Consider the following 18,346-nt stretch of genomic DNA (forward strand, 5'->3'; position numbering starts at 1 on the left):
ACTTCGTTGAGGCCCGCAACACAGTCTTCGTCCGCCCGGCCGCTCCCCCTTGCGCCGATCGGACGCTGCCGGGAGGCGACGATGCCCACTCACCGAGCGACCACCACGCGCTCGCGCCCGACCACCGAGCCGGCCCACCGCGCGGACGTCAAGCGCCGCAGCTTCCTCGGGCTGCTGGTCGCGGCGCCGGTGCTCGTCACGGCCGCGGAGATCGGTCGTCAGACGATCTTCGAGTCGGTGCCGAACGCGTCCGCCGTGGCGCTGCCCTCGGCGCCGCAGCCGGCCGAGCTCTACGACCTGCTCGACGTCATCCGCGACAGCGCCCGGCCGACCGCCAACCTCATCACCGTCAAGGTGAACAAGGACGGCACGGTCTCCTTCGCGATCCCGCGGTCGGAGAACGGCCAGGGCATCATCACCTCGACCCAGATGATCATCGCCGAGGAGATGAACCTCGACCCCGACCAGGTCGTGGTCACGCTCGCCGACGCCCGGCCCGAGCTGGTGTTCAACCAGCTCACCGGCGGCTCCAGCACCACCTTCAGCACCTACACCCCGATCCGCGTCGCGGCCGCGCTCGCCCAGGGCCGCCTGCTCGGGGCGGCGGCGAACGAGCTCGACCAGGACGTCTCGGTCCTCACGAGCCGCCAGGGCCTCATCACCGGCCCGAACGGGAAGTCCCTGCCCTTCGGTGATCTGACCGCCAAGGCGGCCGCCCCGGTCACCGAGGCCGCGAACGTGGTGCTCAAGGACCGCGAGAAGTTCACGGTCATCGGCAAGAACCGGACCAAGTCCGACGCCCTGGCCATGGTGACCGGGAAGAAGAAGTTCACCACCGACCTGAAGATCCCGGACGCGCTCCCGACCGTCATCTGCCGGGCGCCCGACCTCAACGGGTTCCCCCGCTCGGTCGGCAACCTCGAGGCGATCCGGGCGATGCCCGGCGTCACCGACGTGGTGAAGGTCGGCACCGGCGTGGCGGTCCGGGCGAAGACCTACGGGCAGGCCATCGACGCCGTCAACGCCCTCGAGGTCCGCTGGGCCGCCGGCACGGTCGCCGGTGAGGACGACGAGTCGGTGCTGCGCAAGCTCCGCCGGGGCGAGCTGCCGCTCGCCGTGCCGAAGGGCGTCGGGACGACGCTCGAGAGCGACACCGTCTTCTACTTCCGCAGCAACTCCTCGCTCGAGACGAACTGCGCCATCGCCGACGTCCGCGCGAACAGCGCCACGATCTGGGGCCCGTCGAAGAGCCCGATCGCCGCGCAGGCCGAGATCGCGCGGAAGATCGGCGTGCCCCAGAACGCGGTGACCTTCCACGTCATGGAGGGCGGCGGCTCGTTCGGCCGCAAGCTCTTCTTCGACGCCGCGCTCGAGGCCGCCGAGGTCTCGAAGGCGATGGGCAAGCCGGTCAAGCTCATGTGGACCCGGTCCGACGACTCCCGCCAGGGCCGGGTCCACCCGATGGCCACGACGCGGATCCGGGCGAACGTCGCCGGCGAGGCGGTGTCGAGCTTCGAGATCCGGCACACCAGCGTGGCGACCGAGGTCAACCCGGGACTCTCCGAGGCGATCACGGCGAACGCGCAGAAGGTGCCGGGCGGGAACCTCACCGTCTCCGAGAGCATCTTCGTGACCACGCAGGTGACGCCCTACAACTTCGGTGTGTCGACGAACTTCCTCAGCGAGGTCGACATGCGCTTCAACACCAGCTCGATGCGCAACATCTACTCCCCGGACGTCGCCACCGCCCGGGAGCTGATGGTCGACCGGATCGCCGGGCAGATGGGCAAGGACCCGTACGAGTTCCGCAGCGAGTTCACCAAGCTCGAGCGCTGGAAGAAGGTCGTCGACCGGGCCGCGAAGGAGGCGGACTGGGGCAAGTCGATGGCCGACGGCACCGCCCAGGGCATCGGCATGCACGTCGAGTACAAGGGCGTGGCCTGCGCCGTCGTCGAGCTCGACTGCCGCCCCGAGACGGTCAACCGTGAGATCCGCTCGGCGCGCACCGGCCCCCGCGTCACCAAGGTGACCTACGTCGTCGACGTCGGTCTCGTGATCAACCCGCGCGGGGTGCGCGCCCAGATGATGGGCGGCATCAACGACGCGCTGGCGATGACGCTGACCTCGAGCCTGCACCTCACCGACGGCCACTTCGTCGAGGCGAGCTGGGACAACTACTTCTACACCCGGCAGTGGAACACCCCGCCGGAGATGAACATCATCGTCATCGACGACTCGGACGCCCCGGAGCCCGGCGGCGTCGGGGAGTTCGGCGTCGCCGCGACGTGCGGCGCGATCGCCTGCGCCTACGTGCGCGCCACCGGGAAGACGCCGAGCTACTTCCCGCTGGACCACAAGGACCCGCTGCCCTTCACGCCCTACCCGACGTCCCCGCCCGTGCCGCCGTCGCCGGTCAACGGCCTCGAGACCACGTTCTGACGAGGAGACCCGCATGCCCAACCACACCTTCAAGCTCAACGGCGAGTCGGTGAACGTCGACGTCGAGGACGACGTCCGCCTGCTGTGGGTCATCCGCGACCTGCTCGGGGTCACCGGTCCCAAGTACGGCTGCGGCATCAACGTCTGCAAGGCGTGCACCAGCCACATCAACGGCAAGGCGTTCAACCCGTGCTCGGTGCCGGTCGGAGCGGTGAAGCCGACCGACGAGGTCACCACCATCGAGGGCCTCGCCGACACCGCGCCCGGGGGCGACCTGCACCCGATGCAGCAGGCGTGGATCGACAACGACGTCGCGCAGTGCGGCTACTGCCAGCCCGGCCAGATCATGGCCGCCGTCGCGAAGGTCCGGCAGTGCCAGGCGGAGGGCCGTGAGGTCGACGACGCCGCGATCGAGGAGCTGCGCAACATCTGTCGCTGCGGCACCTACAACCGCATCCGCGAGGCCATCAAGGCCGGCGCGGAGAAGATGTGACCTCGAGAGAACCAGGAGAAACCGTGACCTTCCGCAAGCCGCTCGCCGCCCTCGGGCTCGCCGGTGCCGCGCTCCCGCTGCTCGCCGGCGTGGCCCAGGCCGACGAGAGCCAGAGTCCTCTCCAGGCCGTGACCGCGGTGTCCGCCATCGGCTCGGACCTGTTCGCGCAGAGCGCCGACGCCTCGAACCTCCAGGGCAACCGGCCGCAGGGTGCCGACGGCACCGAGAGCACGGTGCCGCCGGCCGACTACCGGTACGTCGAGGGCCCGGCCGGTGGCCTGGTCAAGGACGGTCCGTTCGAGTAGGTGCTCCGCATGTGAGCAGAAAAGGTCGCGATAGAGCCTGTCGGCTTTTATAGACCGGCGCCAGCGCCTCTGATTGGATCTTGGGGTGGCTCGTGACTTCCGTCCGGTGGATCGTGACACCGGGTTCCTGCTGCCCCCGGATGTGCGGGACTGGCTGCCCGAGGGGCATCTGGCCTGGACGGTGATCGACGCGGTCGAGATGTTGGATCTGACCGCGTTGATCTCCACCTACCGGCTGGGGGGTCGCGGCCGGCGGGCCTACGACCCGGCGATGATGCTCACGTTGTTGATCTACGCGTATGCGGTGGGTCTGACGTCCTCACGCGGGATCGAACGCGCCTGCGGCCACGACGTGGCGTTCCGGGTGATCACCGCCAACCAGGTCCCTGATCACGACACCATCGCCGCGTTCCGGGTCCGGCACCGCGAGGTGTTCAAGGACCTGTTCATCGAGGTCCTCAAGGTCTGCGCGGCCGCGGGGCTGGGGCGGGTCGGGACGATCTCGGTCGATGGCAGCAAGATCGCCGCGAACGCCTCGTCGCGGCGCAACCGCACCGCGGCGGGGATCGCCAAAGCCCAGGCCGAACTGGGTGAGCCGGAGCCCAGTGGCGCGGAGCTGGGTGGCCCGGATCTGGGTGACCCGGAGCCCGATGACCAGGGTCTGGCGGGGGTGGTCGAGGACCGCCTGGAACGGGCCGAGTCCAGCGACGCCGCCGAGGACGCCGAGCACGGGCCGGGACGACGGGGCGACGAGCCGCCCGAGGACATGAACGACCCGACCGCGCGGCGGGCCCGGCTGGCCCGGGCCGCGGCGAAGGTCGCCGAGCAGAACGCCGCCCGGGCGGCGGAAGCGGCCGCCCAGCAGCAACGCTACGAGACCAAGCTCGCGGCCCGGAACGCCCACCACGCCACCCACGGGCGCTTCCCGAAAGGCCGGCCCCCGAAGGCACCGGCCACCCCGACCGAGAGCACCCCGGCCGGGGACAAGCCGGTGCGGGCGAACACCACCGACCCCGACTCCCGGCCGTTGCGGACCGCGCAGGGGTTCCTGCAGGGCTTCAACTCCCAGGCCGTGGTCGGCGACGACCAGGTCGTGATCGCGGTCGAGGTCGTCGAGCAGGCCAACGACGCCGGTCTGCTCGCCCCGATGACCGCCGCCGCGCTGGACAACCTCGCCCGCGCCGGGATCGACGCCCCGGTCGAGACCGTGCTCGCTGACACCGGCTACTTCACCGCCGGAGACATCACCGCCCTCGATGACGTCCACCAGCAGGGGCGGGGTCCCCGACCGCTGGTCCCGCCCACACGTGATGCGCTGCGCGACCCCGAGCAGCAACAACCACCCCGGCAGGAGTCGCGGGTGCGCCGCGGGATGCGCGAACGGCTCGCCGAGCCCGAGGCGCGCGAGCGCTACCGACGTCGCAAAGTCACCGTCGAACCGGTCTTCGGGCAGATCAAGAACCGGATCGCCGACCGGTTCCGGGTTCGGGGTCTCGTCGCGGTCCGCGCCGAGCTCACCCTGATCGCCACCGCCCACAACCTGCTCAAGCTCCACACCGCAACCACCTGAGAAGCGGGCCACGGCGCCCTCCGGGCGCCGCAGCCCGCCCTCAGGAACCCGCCGTCAGGAACCCGCCGTCAGGAACTCGCCGTCAGGAACCCGGAATCAGCGACTGACTCCGAGCACCCACCGGACTTACAAAGTCCGACAGGCTCGATAGCGACCTTTTCTGCTCACCTGGCGTCAGCCACATCCAGCCCCGCCGTCACGATCCCGTCGGCGTCGATCCCGTGCAGGGCGTAGGCGTCGGCGAGGTCGGACGACTGCCCGAAGCCCCGCACGCCCAGGTGCTTCGCGCGGACCCGGTGCACGCCCGCGAGGAACGCGAGGGTGTGCGGGTGCCCGTCGAGCACCGTCACCAGCGGGGCCGCGCGGTCGGCGGGCAGAGCCGCGTCCAGGACGGCCCGGTCGCCGGTGTCGAGGGCGCGGAAGAGCAGGTCCCCGCTGGTCACGACGACGACGTCGGCCGGGTGCCCGAGCGCGTCCAGCCGTTCGGCGGCCTCCAGCGCCTGCGGGACGACGGCGCCCATCGCCGCGATCGTCACGTCCGGTCGCCGCTCGCTGCGCCGCAGCAGGTACCCGCCGCCCACCACCTGACGGCGCCGACGCTCCCGGGCCGCCGGGTCCTCCGGCACGGCCGCGATCGACTGGTCCACCGGCCGCGTCGAGAGGCGCAGGTACGTCGACGACCCGTCGGGGCGCCCCAGCCGACCGAGCCCGTCGAGCAGGCACCACGCCACCTCGACGGCGAACGCCGGCTCGAACGCGACGCAGCCCGGCTGCTCCAGCCCGATCGACGGCGTCGTGATCGACTGGTGGGCCCCGCCCTCGGGCGCCAGGGAGACCCCGGACGGCGTCCCGACCAGGATCGACTGCCCGCCCGCGTACATGCCGAAGGCCCACGGCTCGAGCGCGCGGGCGACGAACGGGTCGTAGAGCACCCCGATCGGCAGCAACGGCTCGCCCCACCGCGACCAGGTCGCCCCGAGCTCCCCGAGCAGCCCGACGAGGTTGGTCTCCGCGATCCCCAGCTCGATGTGCCGGCCGCTGGGGCGCTCCTTCCAGTGCAGGATCGTCTCGGCGTCGTCCTCGAACCAATCCCGCCGCTCCTGCGGGGACCACGAGCCGACCTTGTTCAGCCAGCCGCCCAGGTTGGTCGAGCTCGCGACGTCGGGCGAGCAGGTCACCACCCGACGGGCGGCGTCCGGGGCGGACCGGGTGAGGTCGAGCAGCGCGCGGCCGAGGGCCTGCTGGGTGGTGCCCGTGCCGGTCGGGGTGCGGCCGACGTCGGTGGGCACGTCGGGGAGCTCGGCCGGACCGTGGTCCTGCGCCGCCGGCCGGGAGCCGTCCCGCTCGGTCTCCCGGGGCCGGGCGAGCCGGGCCGACGCGTCCGCGCACAGGCGGGCGGCGGGGGAGTCGGGCGCCAGCGCCGCCCACGGCTCGTCGAGGTCGGTGCCCGCCCACGCGGCGAGCTCGCGCATCTGGTCCTCGGTGAGCAGCGACGAGTGGTTCTGCGGGTGGCCCTGCGTCGCGAGGCCGTAGCCCTTCACCGTATAAGCGAAGATCACGGTCGGGCGGGAGTCGTCGATGCGGTCGAAGGCGTCGAGCAGGGCGCCGAGGTCGTGCCCGCCGAGGTTGCGGATCGCGGCGTGGACGGCGTCGTCGTCGAGGCCCTCGAGCAGGGACGCGACCAGCGACCCGTCGTCGGGATGGCCCTCCGAGGACTGCGGGAGCCGCTCCCGCAGCTCGGCGGCGGAGCAGCGCAGCAGGCGCTGGTACTCGGGGTTCGACATCGTGTCGATCCGCCGGCGCAGGGCCTCGCCGCCCTCGCGGGCGTAGAGGTCGGTGAGCAGCCGGCCGTACTTGACCGTGATGACCTGCCAGCCCGCGGCCTCGAACAGGCCCTGCAGGCGGGTGACGGAGATGTCGGGGACGACGCGGTCGAGCGACTGGCGGTTGAAGTCGACCACCCACGTGACCTCGCCGAGCTCCCGGACGATCGGGTCGAGCACGGCCTCCCACACGGCGCCCTCGTCCAGCTCGGCGTCCCCGACCAGCGAGAACTGGCGGCCCGTGCCCGCCCGCGTGCCGAGCCCGTGCGCATACCGGCGGGCGATCGCACCCCAGATCGGGGCCGTCGCGCCGATGCCGACCGAGCCGGTCGAGTAGTCGACGGGGTCGGGGTCCTTCGACCGCGACGGGTAGGACTGCAGCCCGCCCTTCTGCCGCAGGGTGGTGAGGTGGCGGGCGTCGAGGCGGCCGAGCAGGTGGTTGATCGCGTGCAGCACCGGGCTGGCGTGCGGCTTGACCGACACCCGGTCCTCCGGGCGCAGCACGCCGAACCACAGCGCCGTCATGATCGAGACGATCGACGCCGACGACGCCTGGTGGCCGCCGACCTTCACCCCGCCGGTCGCGGACCGGACGCGGTTGGCGTGGTCGACGATCGCGGCCGAGAGCCAGAGGACCCGCTTCTCCACCTCGCGGAGCGTGTCGAGATCGGAGGACCCGTCGGCGTCGGAGCGGGGCGCGGGCATCGTCGTCGACACACTCTCCAGGTGCCCGCGCCCGGTGCGGGGCACACTGCACCGCGATGAGTGATCCGCAGCGTGCCGTGCGCGAGCTGGCCGACGACCACGTCCGCCGCCTCGCCGCCCTCGACCCGATCCTGGCCGGCGATCTCGGGTGGAACGACCACCTCGACGAGCTCCCCGACCTCTCGCCCGACGGCATCGCCGCCGGCGACGACGTCCGTCGGGACACCCTCGCGCGGCTCGCGGCGCTGCCGGAGCCGACCGACGCCGACGAGCGGCGGTGCGCGCGCCTGCTCGTCGAGCGGCTCTCCGCCGAGCTCGACCACAGCGCCACCGGCGAGCCGCTGCGCGCGGTCCAGGAGCTGTTCGGTCCGCCCGCGGGGCTGCGGGGCGCGTTCACGATGATGCCGACGGCGACCGAGGACGACTGGGCGGTGGTCGCCCGCCGGTCCGCGCGGATGCCGGCCGCGTTGGAGGGCTACCGGCGCTCGCTCGAGGAGGGCCGACGGCAGGGTCTGTTCGCGGCGCCGCGGCAGGTGCGGCGGGTGGCGGCCCAGCTCCGGGCCTGGCTCGACGACGACGGCGGGCGCGGCTGGTTCTCGGCCTTCGCGCGCGACGCCGAGGTCGGACCCGCCGTCCGGACGGAGCTCGACCGGGGCGCCGCAGCGGCGGCGACGGGCCTCGCCGGGCTGCGGGACTGGCTGCTCACCGAGTACCTCCCGGCGGCCGAGGGGACTCCGGACGGGGTGGGGGCCGAGCGCTACCGCGTGGCGAGCCGCTACTGGAACGGCGCCGATCTCGACGTCGACGAGGTGTACGCGTGGGGCTGGTCCGAGTTCCGCCGGCTGCGCGACGAGATGGCGGTCGAGGCCGACCGCGTGCTCCCCGGGGCCGACGCCGCGACCGCGATGGCCCACCTGGACACCGCGGGCGAGGTGCTCGTCGGCGGCGAGGCCACCGTGGCGCGCCTGCAGGAGCTGATGGACGCGACGATCGCCGCGCTGGACGGGACGCAGTTCGACCTGTCGGGGCCGATCCGCACGGTGGAGGCCCGCCTGGCGCCGGTCGGGAGCGCCGCGGCGCCGTACTACACGCCGCCGTCGATGGACTTCGCGCGCCCGGGACGGACGTGGCTCCCGGCGTCGTCCGACGACCGCTACCCGACGTGGGGGCTGTACTCGACCTGGTACCACGAGGGGGTCCCGGGCCACCACCTGCAGCTCGCTTCGTGGCCGCTGCACGCCGAGCGGCTGTCGCTGTTCCAGACCTCGGTGGTCGGGATGGTGAGCGCGAACGTCGAGGGCTGGGCGCTCTACGCGGAACGGCTCATGGACGAGCTCGGGTTCCACACCGACCCGGGCTCGCGGCTGGGCTACCTCGACGCGCAGATGCTGCGGGCGATCCGCGTGATCATCGACCTCGGGATGCACCTGTCGCTCCCGATCCCGGACGACGCACCGGTCGGCGCGGGGGAGCGGTGGACCCCGGAGCTGGCCCGGGAGTTCTTCGGACGGCACAGCGGGCGGAGCGCGGAGATGCTCGACTCCGAGCTCATCCGCTACCTGGGCGGGCCGGGCCAGGCGATCGGCTACAAGCTCGGCGAGCGGGCCTGGCTGGCGGGCCGCGACGCGGCGCAGCGGCGTGCCGGCGCGGACTTCGATCTCCGCGCGTGGCACGCCGCCGCGTTGGCCCAGGGGTCGCTGGGGCTGGACGACCTGGTGCGAGAACTCGCAGGTGAGCACTCAGGGGGCCTATAGGCCCCCGTAGTGCTCACCTGCGCGAAGCGCACATCAGTGGCGCAGACCCGCCTCACGCATGAGCGGCATGACCTGCTCGCCGAACTGGTCGATCTCCTCGTTGTAGTCGAGGAAGCCCATGATCATGCCCTCCATGCCGTGGTCGGAGAGCTGCTGGAACCCCTCCACGACCTGCTCGGGCGTGCCGACCAGCGGCTGTCCGGCCCAGCCGGCGATGAAGCGCTCCTGGAACTTCTCGATCTGCTCGTTGAACGACTGCGACTCCATGCCGATGATCGACATGAGGTTGCGGGCGCCCGGCCAGTCACCCTCGTCGATGATGCGCTGGTGGTCGCGCTTGGCCTCGGCCTCGGTGTCGCGGCAGACGATCAGGCCGTAGGTCATGGTGGAGATCGTCCGCTGGTACTCCTCGCGGGCCTTGCGCTTGATCTCCTTCGTGTAGTCGGCCATCTTCTCCATGTCGAGCGAGGCGAAGTTGATGTCGACGTACTTCGCGGAGAAGTCGGTGCCCGACGCCGAGTTGCCGGCGTTGATGAGCACCGGACGCGGGTCCTGGACCGGCTTGGGCTCGGACTCCAGGTTCTTGGCCTGGAAGTACGTGCCGTCGAAGTCGAACTCGCCCTCGGCGGTCCACAGTCGCTCGACGAGCTCGAGCCACTCCCCGCCGTAGACGTAGCGCTCGTCGTGCTCGAGCTGCTTCGGGTTGAACATCCCCATCTCGGGCGTGAACCAGCCCATCACCAGGTTCATCCCGAACCGGCCCTGCGCGATGTGGTCGTTGGTGACGGCCATGTTCGCGGCGACCACGGGGTGCACGGTCGGGATGTGGGTGGTGGTGAAGACGGTGATCTGCTCGGTCGCCTCGGCGATGCCGGCGGCCCAGGTGAACGTCTCGAAGTTGGTGCCGTTGAAGTTGACGTTGCCGCCGAAGCCCTTCCATCGCGCGACCGGGACCATCGCCTCCATGCCGAGCCGGTCGGCCTTCTGCGCGATCGACTTCGTGTGGTCCCAGGTGATCTCGTAGGTGGTCGGGGCGTCGGTCATGCACAGACCGCCCGAGCAGTTCGAGCCGAACAGTCCGAGCTTCATCTTCTGGTCGTTGAAGATCGACGGCCCGGTGCGCGGGTGCTCCAGGGGCAGCGTCTGCTCGCGGCCGTGCGTGATCGTCTGGACCATGGGTGGCAACCTCCAGCGGCGTCCTCGGTGACTGCGATCACGCTAGGAAATCGCGCCCCGCTGATCCATCCGGTTGACGCAGCCGGGCATCCGAAGTGCGCAGCGCCCGACGTCAGGAACGCAGGGTCTGCGACGGCAGGCGCCCGTACTTGGCGCGGTACTGCTCGGAGAAGCGCCCCTGGTGCAGGAAGCCCCACGCGGCGGCCAGCTCGGTGACCGAGCTGTCGGCCGGGTTCGCGGTGACCAGGTCGGCGTGCGCCCCCGCCAGGCGGACGTCGCGGACGTACTCGCTCGGCGTCATCCCCACGTGCCGGGCGAAGGTCACCTGCAGCGTGCGGGTGGAGACGCCCATGCGCTTCGCGAGCTGCGGGATGCTGAACGGCTCCGCGGCGTGCGCGTCGATGAACTCGAGGGTCTGCCGCACGATCGCCGGCCGCTCCTCCACGCGGGGCGCGAGCAGTTCGTTCGTGTACTGGTGCCCGACGCCGTGGAGCAGGGCGGTCATCACGTAGGTCTCGAGCTGGGCGCGCGCCAGCGGGGCGGTGGCGATCCCGCCGGGCCGGTCGAGCTCGGTCTGCAGGAAGCGCACCGCGCTCATCAGCGCCGCCCCGGGCCCCGCCGTCAGGTCCATCGAGACGTCGAAGTCGAGCGCGTCGTGGATCGGGTGGCCGAGCAGCCCGCCCAGGTGCTCCTCGAGCGGGCCGCGGGGGAACTTCATCGCGAACTGCGTCGCCTCCGGGGTCCAGGTGACCGTGGAGTCCTCGGTCGGCAGCAGGACCGCGCCGCTGCGCCCGCCCTCGGTCACCGCCCGCTCCCGCCCCCGACGACGGGTCACCTCGGTGCGCCCGGAGAGGGTGAGGTTGACGTGGTAGCAGTGCTCGAGGGGCGGGAGGTCGAGCGACGCGTCCGCGCCGTAGACCAGGTAGCCGAGCGTCAGGCGTTCCGAGGCGACGCTGTTCAGCCGCGCGTCGAGCGGGCGCCCGCCCAGCGAGTCGAGCTCGTGCGGGACGTAGACCTCGGTGACGACGTGCCGCGCCTCGTCGACGTCGTCGGTGTTCATCACCGCGTGCGCCGCCAGGGGTTCGTCGGTCGGAGCGCTCACCTGCACGACCCCTTGCTCGGTCACGTCATCGTGTGGTGGGGCTCACGGTCGCACGCATACGATCCGTCCGCAAGGCGATGGGGGACGGGGTTGGAACCGCCCGACCGCATACGATCCGTGCACCCGCCGCGTGGAGCACACCGCGAGGACCGGGCGCCGGAACGTCGTCCGTCCGTCGTCAGGAGTGTCCCTCGATGTCCTCCACCGTCTCGCAGGACGGGGCCCGCACGCAGGCCTACCGCCGCATCCGTTCCGACATCGCCGCCGGCGCCCTCGTGCCCGGCTCCTGGGTGCGCGAGGGTCCGCTCGCCGACACCCTCGGAGTGAGCCGCACGCCCGTGCGCGAGGCCCTCAACGCGCTCGCCGCCGAGGGTCTGGTGGAGATCGTCCGCCACCGCGGGGCCCGGGTCAGCTCCTGGACCCGACGCGACGTCGACGAGGTCTACTCGCTGCGGGCCCTCCTCGAGGGGGAGGGGGCGCGACTCGCCGCCGAGCGCGCCGACGCGTCGGTGATCGCCACCCTCCGCGAGCACGACCGGGCCTTCGCCGCGGCGGCCGCGGAGCTGTCCGAGCTGCGTGCCGCCGGTCACGACGAGGCGGCCGCCGTGGCGCGCGCGGTCGAGGCGAACGGCGCGCTACATCGGGAGGTGATGGCCGCCGCCGACAGTCCGCGCCTGGCCTCGCTGCTCGCGTCGGTCTCGTCGACCCCGCTGGTGGCGCTCGCCTTCGGCCACTACGCCGACGCCGACCTCGCCCGCAGCGTCGCGGGCCACCACGACCTCGTCCTCGGCATCTCCCACCGCGACGCCGCCCTGGCCGAGTCGGCGATGCGTTCGCACATCCTCGGCGCCCGCCACGCCGCCGCCCGGAGCGCGACCGACGCCTGATTCCCGACGCCGGGTCCGGGTGCGTCCGCCGTCCGACGATGCGGCTCTCCTCCCGCTGGACGACCGCAACGACGCGTCGCAGTCACAGGGGGGCGGGTTCCCCCTGCGCGAATCGGCTGACCCCGTGCGCGAGACGGATGGGGGCCGGAGGTGCAGGACGCCTACGTTCTCGGGGTACTCGCCACCCGTGAGCTGTCCGCACCCGGAGGTCGACCGGTGACCGTCTCCCTGCTCGGTCTCGTCGGATCGCCCAACGCCGGGGGCCGCAGCTCCACGGCGCTGCAGGCGTTCCTCGACGCCACGGGCGCGCCGAGCACGGTGGTCGAGCTCGGACGGGCCCCGGATCCGGAGGACCTGCAGCGGGCGGTCGAGGCCGCCGACGGCGTCGTGTTCGCCACCCCGACCTACCGGGCCCGGTCGTCCGGCCTGATCAAGGCGTTCCTCGAGAACACCCAGCGTGGGGCCGCCGGCGAGCAGCGGGCCCCGCTGCGCGGCAAGGCCACCGCGATCCTGCACACGGGGAACGCCACCGAGCACTTCCTCGCGGTCGACGACCTGCGCTCGATCCTCGCCGGGTTCTTCGCCGCCCAGGTGCTCTCGCCCGGACTCTTCCTCAGCGGCGACCACTTCGACCCCGACGGCGGGCTGGCCGCCGGGTCCCTCGACCTCGTCGCCGCCCACGGGCGCGCGTTCGGGGAGTTCACGGCGGCGGTGCGCGGCGCGCCCGCCGTCACCGCGCTCGCCCCGCTGCTCTAGCCCCGCACCCGCCGTCGAGAAGGAGGAGAAGTGACCCTCGCCGTCGCCCCGGCTCTCGACCTCGTCGAGCACGCCGTCGACGAGATCGGCCGTGGCCGACCCGTCGTCGTGCACGGAGGCACGCAGGGCGCCGTGCTGGTGGCCGCGGCCGCCGGGATCGAGCCCGCCACGGTGGCGTTCCTGGTGCGCTACGGCAGCGGGTTCCTCGAGGCGGCCGCCCCGGAGTCGCTGCTCACCGCGCTGGAGCTCCCGCCGGCGCACGGGCGCAGTGCCCGCACCGTGCCCTTCGACGCCGCGAGCGAGGTGAGCACCGGCATCAGCGCCACCGACCGTGCACGCACCCTGGCACTCCTCGCCGACCCCGGCACCCGATCCGACGACCTCACCCGCCCCGGGCACGTCGTCGCCACCGCCGTCCGCCCGGGCGGGGCCGACACGGCGGAGGTCGCGTCGGCGCTCGCCGAGCTGGCCGGGCTCGGCCCGGTCGCGGTGCTCTGCACGATGCTCGACGAGGAGTCGGGCGAGCTGCTCGACGCCGTGACCGCCGGGGCCTTCGCGCGCGTGGAGGGCCTGGCGGACCTCGCCGTCTCCGATCTGATCACGAGGAAGTGAGCCTGATGGAACAGTTCAGCATGCTGATCGGCGGCCGATCGGTCGACGCGATCTCCGGGAAGACCTTCGAGTCGCAGAACCCCTACACCGGGGAGAACTGGGCGACCATCCCCGACGGCGGGCCGGAGGACGTCGACGCGGCCGTCGCCGCAGCGCGGTCCGCGTTCGAGGGCGAGTGGGGCGCGATGACGGGCTTCGCCCGCGCCGCCTGCCTGCGCCGCCTCGGCGACCTCATCGGGCAGGACGCCGAGCGGCTCGCGAAGCTCGAGGTGAACGACTCGGGCAAGCTCTACCGCGAGATGCTCGGGCAGCTCAACGGGCTCGGCGGCTGGTACCACTACTTCGCGGGTCTCGCGGACAAGATCGAGGGCGCGCAGATCCCCTCGCCGAACCCGAACTACCTCGTCTACACCCGGCGCGAGCCGATCGGCGTGGTCGCCGCGATCACGCCGTGGAACTCGCCGCTGCTGCTCATGACCTTCAAGCTCGCGCCGCTGCTGGCGGCCGGCTGCACCGTCGTGATCAAGCCGAGCGAGCACGCGCCGGCCTCCACGCTGGGCTTCGCCGAGCTGATCGAGAAGGCGGGCTTCCCCGCGGGGACCGTCAACGTCGTCACCGGCCTGAGCCGCGAGACCGGCGCCCACCTGGCGGGGCACCCCGGCGTCGACAAGGTCGCGTTCACCGGCTCCACCGCGACCGGCAAGCACGTCGGCCAGGCCGCGATGGAGAACCTCAACCCGGTCACCCTGGAGCTCGGCGGCAAGTCGCCGCAGGTGGTCTTCGCCGACGCCGACCTGCAGGCCGCCGCGAACGGGCTGGTCGCGGGCGTGTTCGCCGCGACCGGGCAGACCTGCATGGCCGGCTCGCGGCTGATCGTGCACGCCGACGTCCACGACGAGCTCGTCCGTCTCGTCGCCGAGCGCGCCGCGTCGATCAAGCTCGGCAACCCGATGGACGCCGAGACCGAGATGGGCCCGGTCGCCAACCAGCCGCAGTACGAGAAGGTGCTGGGCTACCTCGACAAGGCCCGCGAGGAGGGCGCCACGATCGCCTACGGCGGCGTGGCCGAGGAGTCGCTGGGCAGCTACTTCGTCCAGCCCACGGTGCTCTCGGTGAAGCCCACCGACACCGTGTACCGCGAGGAGGTCTTCGGGCCGGTGCTCTCGGCGGTCACGTTCACCGACGAGGACGAGGCGATCAAGCTCGCCAACGACACGCCCTACGGGCTCGCGGGCGCCGTGTGGACCAAGGACATCCACCGCGGCCACCGGATCGCCGGGAAGATCCGGGCCGGCACGGTGTGGATCAACGCCTACCGCGCGATCGCGCCGAGCGTCCCCTTCGGCGGGTTCAAGCAGTCCGGTCTCGGCCGGGAGAACGGCCTGAACGGGATCGACGCCTACCTCGAGACGAAGGCGGTGTGGGTCGAGCTGACCGGCGGCACGCGGGACCCGTTCACGCTGGGCTAGGTGCCTGCGGCCCGTGAGTACTTTTCCGTGCCGGGGAGCCTGTCGAACTTTGTAGTTCGATGACTGCCCCGCGGTAGGTGATTCCTGACGGCGGGTTGCTGATGGCGGGGTGGCGGCGCCCGGAGGGCGCCGCCACCCAGCGGTTCAGGGGCTGGCGACGTGGAGTTTGAGCAGGTTGTGGGTCATCGCGATCAGCTTGAACTCGGCGTTGACCGCGGCCAGTCCGCGGAGCCGGAACCGGTCGCCGGTGCGTTGCTTGATCTGCCCGAAGACGGGTTCGATGATCCCGGAGCGGCGCTGGTAGTGGGCGCGTCGGTCGGGTTCGCGGAGCCGTTCACGCATGCGCCGGGCGCGGGTGGACTGGCGTTGCGGGTCGTGCCCGCCGGGCTCGGGTCGCAGCGCCGCCCGGTCGGGCGGCACCACCGGCTCCGGGCCGAGACCTCGGTCGTGGGCGGTGTCCATCTCGGTGATGGCGGTGGTGTTCCAGTAGCCGGCGTCGGCGAGCACGGTGTGCGGGACCTCGAGCCCGAGCAGCCGCAGCATGATCAGCGCGGCGCGGGTCATCGGCGCGAGCTGCTGGGTGTCGTTGGTGTCGGTGACGACCTCGGCGTCCAGGATGACCTGGTCCTCGCTGGCCACGACCTGGGTGTTGTAGCCCTGCACGAAGCCCTGGCGGGTCGCCATCACCACCGAGTCCGGGTCGGTGGTGTTCGCCCGGCCCGGCTTGCGGTCGGGATCGGGAGCGGCCGGTGGCTTCGGGGGCCGCCCGCGCGGGTTGCGGCCGTGTTCGGCCCGGTAGGCCTCCCGCGCCGCGACCTTCTGCTCGTAGCGGGCCTGCGCCCCCTGCTGCTGGGCGGCTTCGGCCGCCTCGCGGGCCGCGATCCGCGCCGCGGCCGCCGCGAACCGGGACCGCTGCCCCGACCGGTCCCGCATCCCCGGCGGCGGTTCGTCGCCGCGATCGGAGCCGAACTCGGCATCCTCGGCCGCGTCGGTCGCCTCCGCGCGCCGCAGCTGCTCGGCGACCACCGCCGCGTCACCCCCAGCCCCAGGGGCGGTCTCGGCGTCAGGGGCGGTCTCGGCGTCGAGCGCGGCCTTGATGCCGGCGGCGGTGCGGTTGGCCCCGGAGGAGGCGTTGGCGCGCATCTTGGTGCCGTCGAGGGCGATGGTGCCGACCTTGACCAGCCCCGCTTCCCGACACAGCCGCAGGACCTGGACGAACAGGTCCGCGAAGGTGTCCCGGTGCCGGACCCGGAACCCGGCGATGCTGCTGTGATCCGGTGCGTCCCCGGCGGCGATCACCCGGAACGCCACGTCGTGCTCGCAGCGGGCCTCGATGCGGCGCGACGAGGACTCCCCGACCGCATAGGCGTAGATCAACAGCGCCAGCATCATCGCCGGGTCGTAGGCCCGCCGGCCCCGCCCACCGAGCCGGTAGGACCCGGTCAACGCGCTGAGGTCCAGCGCGTCGACCGCGTCGAGCACCGTCCATGCCAGATGGCCTTCCGGAAGCCAGTCCCGCATGTCCGGGGGCAGCAAGAACCCGGTGTCACGATCGACCGGACGGAACCCACGAGCCACCACAAGATCCAATCAGGACCGGTGGCAGCCGTCTACAAAATCCGACAGCCTCCGGGACACGGGAAAGTACTCACGGGCGGGTACCGCACCCCTATGAAGGCCATCGCCTACACCGAGAAGTCCGGCCCGTTCACCGAGATCGACCTGCCCGACCCGACCCCCGGGCCCCGCGACCTCGTCGTCGAGGTCCGGGCGGTCTCGGTCAACCCCGTCGACACGAAGCTCCACCACGGCGTCGACCCCGGCGGCGAGGCCAAGGTCCTCGGCTTCGACGCCGCCGGCGTGGTCACCGCGGTCGGCGACGAGGTCACGCTCTTCGCCGTCGGCGACGAGGTGATGCACGCCGGGTCGATCCTGCGTCCGGGGACGAACGCGCAGTACCACGTCGTCGACGAGCGCATCGTCGGCCGCAAGCCCTCCACCCTGGACTGGGCCGAGGCGGCCGCCCTCCCGCTGACCGCGATCACGGCCTGGGAGTCGCTCTTCGACCGCTTCCGTCTTCCCGACGGCCGGTCGCGCACGTTGCTCGTCATGGGTGCGGCCGGCGGGGTCGGCTCGATGGTGCTCCAGTACGCCCGGGCGCTGACCGATCTCACGGTGATCGGCACGGCCTCGCGGGAGGCCTCCCGCGACTGGGCCACCGCGATGGGCGCCCACCACACCGCCGACCACCACGACCTGCTCGACTCCGTGCGCGAGGTCGCCCCCGACGGCGTCGACCTCGTGTTCTCGCCCTTCACCGAGGGGATGATCGAGACCTACGCGGAGCTGCTGAACCCCGGTGGCGGCATCGTCGCGATCGACGAGCCGGAGGGGCTCGAGACGCTGCCGCTCAAGGACAAGAGCCTGGCCCTGCACTGGGAGCTCATGTTCACGCGGTCGATGTTCGAGTCGGCCGACATGGTCGCCCAGCACGAGCTGCTGGACCGCACCGCGGAGCTGGTCGAGGCCGGCACCGTGCGCACCACGCTGTCGGAGCGCCTGGACGGGCTCACCGCCGAGAACCTGCAGCGGGCCCACGAGCTGGTGGAGGGCGGGCGGATGACCGGGAAGGTCGCGATCACCGTCTGAGCCGGGCGAGGGCGTGCGCCGTCTCCCGGGTCGAGCACGCCCTCCGAGCTCTGCGTCCCGAGGTCGATGCCGCGATGCGTGGGCGGCTCAGTCGAGGTCGATCCGCACGCCGTCCAGCTCCAGGGCGTCGACCTCGACGTAGCGGCCCTCGTGCAGCGCGACCACGGCGGTCGCGCCCTCGGGGTCGACGAGGACGTAGTGCTCGATCCCCGCCGACGCGTACTCGTCGGCCTTCATGATGCGGTCGGTCCGCCGGGTGCCGGGGGAGAGGACCTCGACCGCGAGTCGGACCTCCGACGCCTCACACCGTGCCCGCCGGCCCACGAGCCCGGACGGGACCGCCACCACGTCGGGCACGCGCACCGTCGGGAAGGGGTCGCCCTCGACGACGATCTCGACCTCGATCAGCGCCGTCCACCGGGGCGGCAACCGCGTGCACAGCGCCCGGTAGACGCGGCCGAGCACGTCCTGGTGGCGGAACTGCGGCCGGGGCGACACACGCAGCACCCCCTCCACGAGCTCGACGTGATGGAGCTCGTCGTCGGGAAGGGACTCCCAGTCCGCGAGCTCGAGCAGCCGCGAGGGAGCGGAGTAGCTGATGCTCAT

The 18,346-nt window shown here is 72.3% G+C and carries 15 protein-coding genes; 10 read left to right on the forward strand and 5 right to left on the reverse strand.

The genetic code is table 11. The annotated features are described in order from the left end of the window. Positions 1–81 precede the first annotated feature (81 nt). From BJ983_RS05315 to BJ983_RS05330, 4 genes are all read left to right on the forward strand, one after another. Positions 82–2,439: a molybdopterin cofactor-binding domain-containing protein gene (locus BJ983_RS05315; protein WP_179792865.1), complete on the forward strand. Its 2,358-nt coding sequence runs from the start codon at positions 82–84 to the stop codon at positions 2,437–2,439. A gap of 13 nt (positions 2,440–2,452) precedes the next feature. Next, a complete protein-coding gene (locus BJ983_RS05320) occupies positions 2,453–2,932 on the forward strand; it encodes a (2Fe-2S)-binding protein (protein ID WP_179792866.1) in 480 nt (159 codons plus the stop codon). Between the two features lie 23 nt (positions 2,933–2,955). Next, positions 2,956–3,237, forward strand: a complete 282-nt coding sequence (locus BJ983_RS05325) for a hypothetical protein (RefSeq protein WP_179792867.1) — start codon at positions 2,956–2,958, stop codon at positions 3,235–3,237. A gap of 106 nt (positions 3,238–3,343) precedes the next feature. Further along, the gene (locus tag BJ983_RS05330) at positions 3,344–4,807 is read left to right on the forward strand and encodes a transposase (protein WP_179792868.1); all 1,464 of its coding nucleotides are present in this window, start codon (positions 3,344–3,346) and stop codon (positions 4,805–4,807) included. A gap of 164 nt (positions 4,808–4,971) precedes the next feature. Here the strand turns inward: BJ983_RS05330 and BJ983_RS05335 are convergent, their stop codons facing one another. Next, positions 4,972–7,335 (reverse strand): transketolase-like TK C-terminal-containing protein, encoded by a 2,364-nt coding sequence (locus BJ983_RS05335; RefSeq protein ID WP_179792869.1) that lies wholly within the window; start codon positions 7,333–7,335, stop codon positions 4,972–4,974. Between the two features lie 56 nt (positions 7,336–7,391). Here BJ983_RS05335 and BJ983_RS05340 point away from each other — a divergent pair, with 56 nt between their 5' ends. Continuing rightward, the gene (locus BJ983_RS05340) at positions 7,392–9,089 is read left to right on the forward strand and encodes a DUF885 domain-containing protein (RefSeq protein ID WP_179792870.1); all 1,698 of its coding nucleotides are present in this window, start codon (positions 7,392–7,394) and stop codon (positions 9,087–9,089) included. A 33-nt stretch (positions 9,090–9,122) separates the two neighbouring features. Here the strand turns inward: BJ983_RS05340 and BJ983_RS05345 are convergent, their stop codons facing one another. Next, the gene (locus BJ983_RS05345) at positions 9,123–10,265 is read right to left on the reverse strand and encodes an LLM class flavin-dependent oxidoreductase (protein WP_179792871.1); all 1,143 of its coding nucleotides are present in this window, start codon (positions 10,263–10,265) and stop codon (positions 9,123–9,125) included. A 112-nt stretch (positions 10,266–10,377) separates the two neighbouring features. Continuing rightward, entirely contained in the window at positions 10,378–11,367 is a 990-nt protein-coding gene (locus BJ983_RS05350) for an AraC-like ligand-binding domain-containing protein (RefSeq protein WP_179792872.1), read from the reverse strand. 194 nt (positions 11,368–11,561) lie between these two features. On the opposite strand from BJ983_RS05350, the gene BJ983_RS05355 reads away from it, so the two are divergent. From BJ983_RS05355 to BJ983_RS05370, 4 genes are all read left to right on the forward strand, one after another. Next, complete coding sequence (locus BJ983_RS05355) at positions 11,562–12,254, forward strand: GntR family transcriptional regulator (RefSeq protein WP_179792873.1); 693 nt, start codon at positions 11,562–11,564, stop codon at positions 12,252–12,254. A gap of 216 nt (positions 12,255–12,470) precedes the next feature. After that, entirely contained in the window at positions 12,471–13,010 is a 540-nt protein-coding gene (locus BJ983_RS05360; RefSeq protein ID WP_179792874.1) for an NAD(P)H-dependent oxidoreductase, read from the forward strand. Positions 13,011–13,040: 30 nt separating this feature from the next. Next, positions 13,041–13,622: a 3,4-dihydroxy-2-butanone-4-phosphate synthase gene (locus BJ983_RS05365; RefSeq protein ID WP_179792875.1), complete on the forward strand. Its 582-nt coding sequence runs from the start codon at positions 13,041–13,043 to the stop codon at positions 13,620–13,622. Positions 13,623–13,627: 5 nt separating this feature from the next. Beyond that, complete coding sequence (locus BJ983_RS05370) at positions 13,628–15,091, forward strand: aldehyde dehydrogenase (protein WP_179792876.1); 1,464 nt, start codon at positions 13,628–13,630, stop codon at positions 15,089–15,091. A gap of 144 nt (positions 15,092–15,235) precedes the next feature. Here BJ983_RS05370 and BJ983_RS05375 read toward each other — a convergent pair whose 3' ends face one another. Next, positions 15,236–16,612 carry a transposase gene (locus BJ983_RS05375; protein ID WP_281376260.1) on the reverse strand — a complete coding sequence of 459 codons (1,377 nt, stop codon included), beginning with the start codon at positions 16,610–16,612 and terminating at the stop codon, positions 15,236–15,238. A gap of 150 nt (positions 16,613–16,762) precedes the next feature. Here BJ983_RS05375 and BJ983_RS05380 point away from each other — a divergent pair, with 150 nt between their 5' ends. Then, positions 16,763–17,740, forward strand: coding sequence for a zinc-binding alcohol dehydrogenase family protein (locus tag BJ983_RS05380; RefSeq protein WP_179792878.1), 978 nt, complete (start codon positions 16,763–16,765; stop codon positions 17,738–17,740). Between the two features lie 87 nt (positions 17,741–17,827). Here BJ983_RS05380 and BJ983_RS05385 read toward each other — a convergent pair whose 3' ends face one another. Continuing rightward, a complete protein-coding gene (locus BJ983_RS05385) occupies positions 17,828–18,346 on the reverse strand; it encodes a Uma2 family endonuclease (protein ID WP_179792879.1) in 519 nt (172 codons plus the stop codon).

Origin of the sequence: Actinomycetospora corticicola, assembly GCF_013409505.1 — a bacterium.
GTDB lineage: Bacteria > Actinomycetota > Actinomycetes > Mycobacteriales > Pseudonocardiaceae > Actinomycetospora > Actinomycetospora corticicola.

Excerpts from the sequence above, each read along its gene's own strand:
- BJ983_RS05315 (WP_179792865.1), top strand. The coding sequence starts at position 82 with ATGCCCACTCACCGAGCGACCACCACGCGCTCGCGCCCGACCACCGAG.
- BJ983_RS05320 (WP_179792866.1), top strand. The coding sequence starts at position 2,453 with ATGCCCAACCACACCTTCAAGCTCAACGGCGAGTCGGTGAACGTCGAC.
- BJ983_RS05335 (WP_179792869.1), bottom strand. The coding sequence starts at position 7,335 with ATGCCCGCGCCCCGCTCCGACGCCGACGGGTCCTCCGATCTCGACACG.
- BJ983_RS05340 (WP_179792870.1), top strand. The coding sequence starts at position 7,392 with ATGAGTGATCCGCAGCGTGCCGTGCGCGAGCTGGCCGACGACCACGTC.
- BJ983_RS05345 (WP_179792871.1), bottom strand. The coding sequence starts at position 10,265 with ATGGTCCAGACGATCACGCACGGCCGCGAGCAGACGCTGCCCCTGGAG.
- BJ983_RS05355 (WP_179792873.1), top strand. The coding sequence starts at position 11,562 with ATGTCCTCCACCGTCTCGCAGGACGGGGCCCGCACGCAGGCCTACCGC.
- BJ983_RS05370 (WP_179792876.1), top strand. The coding sequence starts at position 13,628 with ATGGAACAGTTCAGCATGCTGATCGGCGGCCGATCGGTCGACGCGATC.
- BJ983_RS05375 (WP_281376260.1), bottom strand. The coding sequence starts at position 16,612 with ATGCGGGACTGGCTTCCGGAAGGCCATCTGGCATGGACGGTGCTCGAC.
- BJ983_RS05380 (WP_179792878.1), top strand. The coding sequence starts at position 16,763 with ATGAAGGCCATCGCCTACACCGAGAAGTCCGGCCCGTTCACCGAGATC.
- BJ983_RS05385 (WP_179792879.1), bottom strand. The coding sequence starts at position 18,346 with ATGAGCATCAGCTACTCCGCTCCCTCGCGGCTGCTCGAGCTCGCGGAC.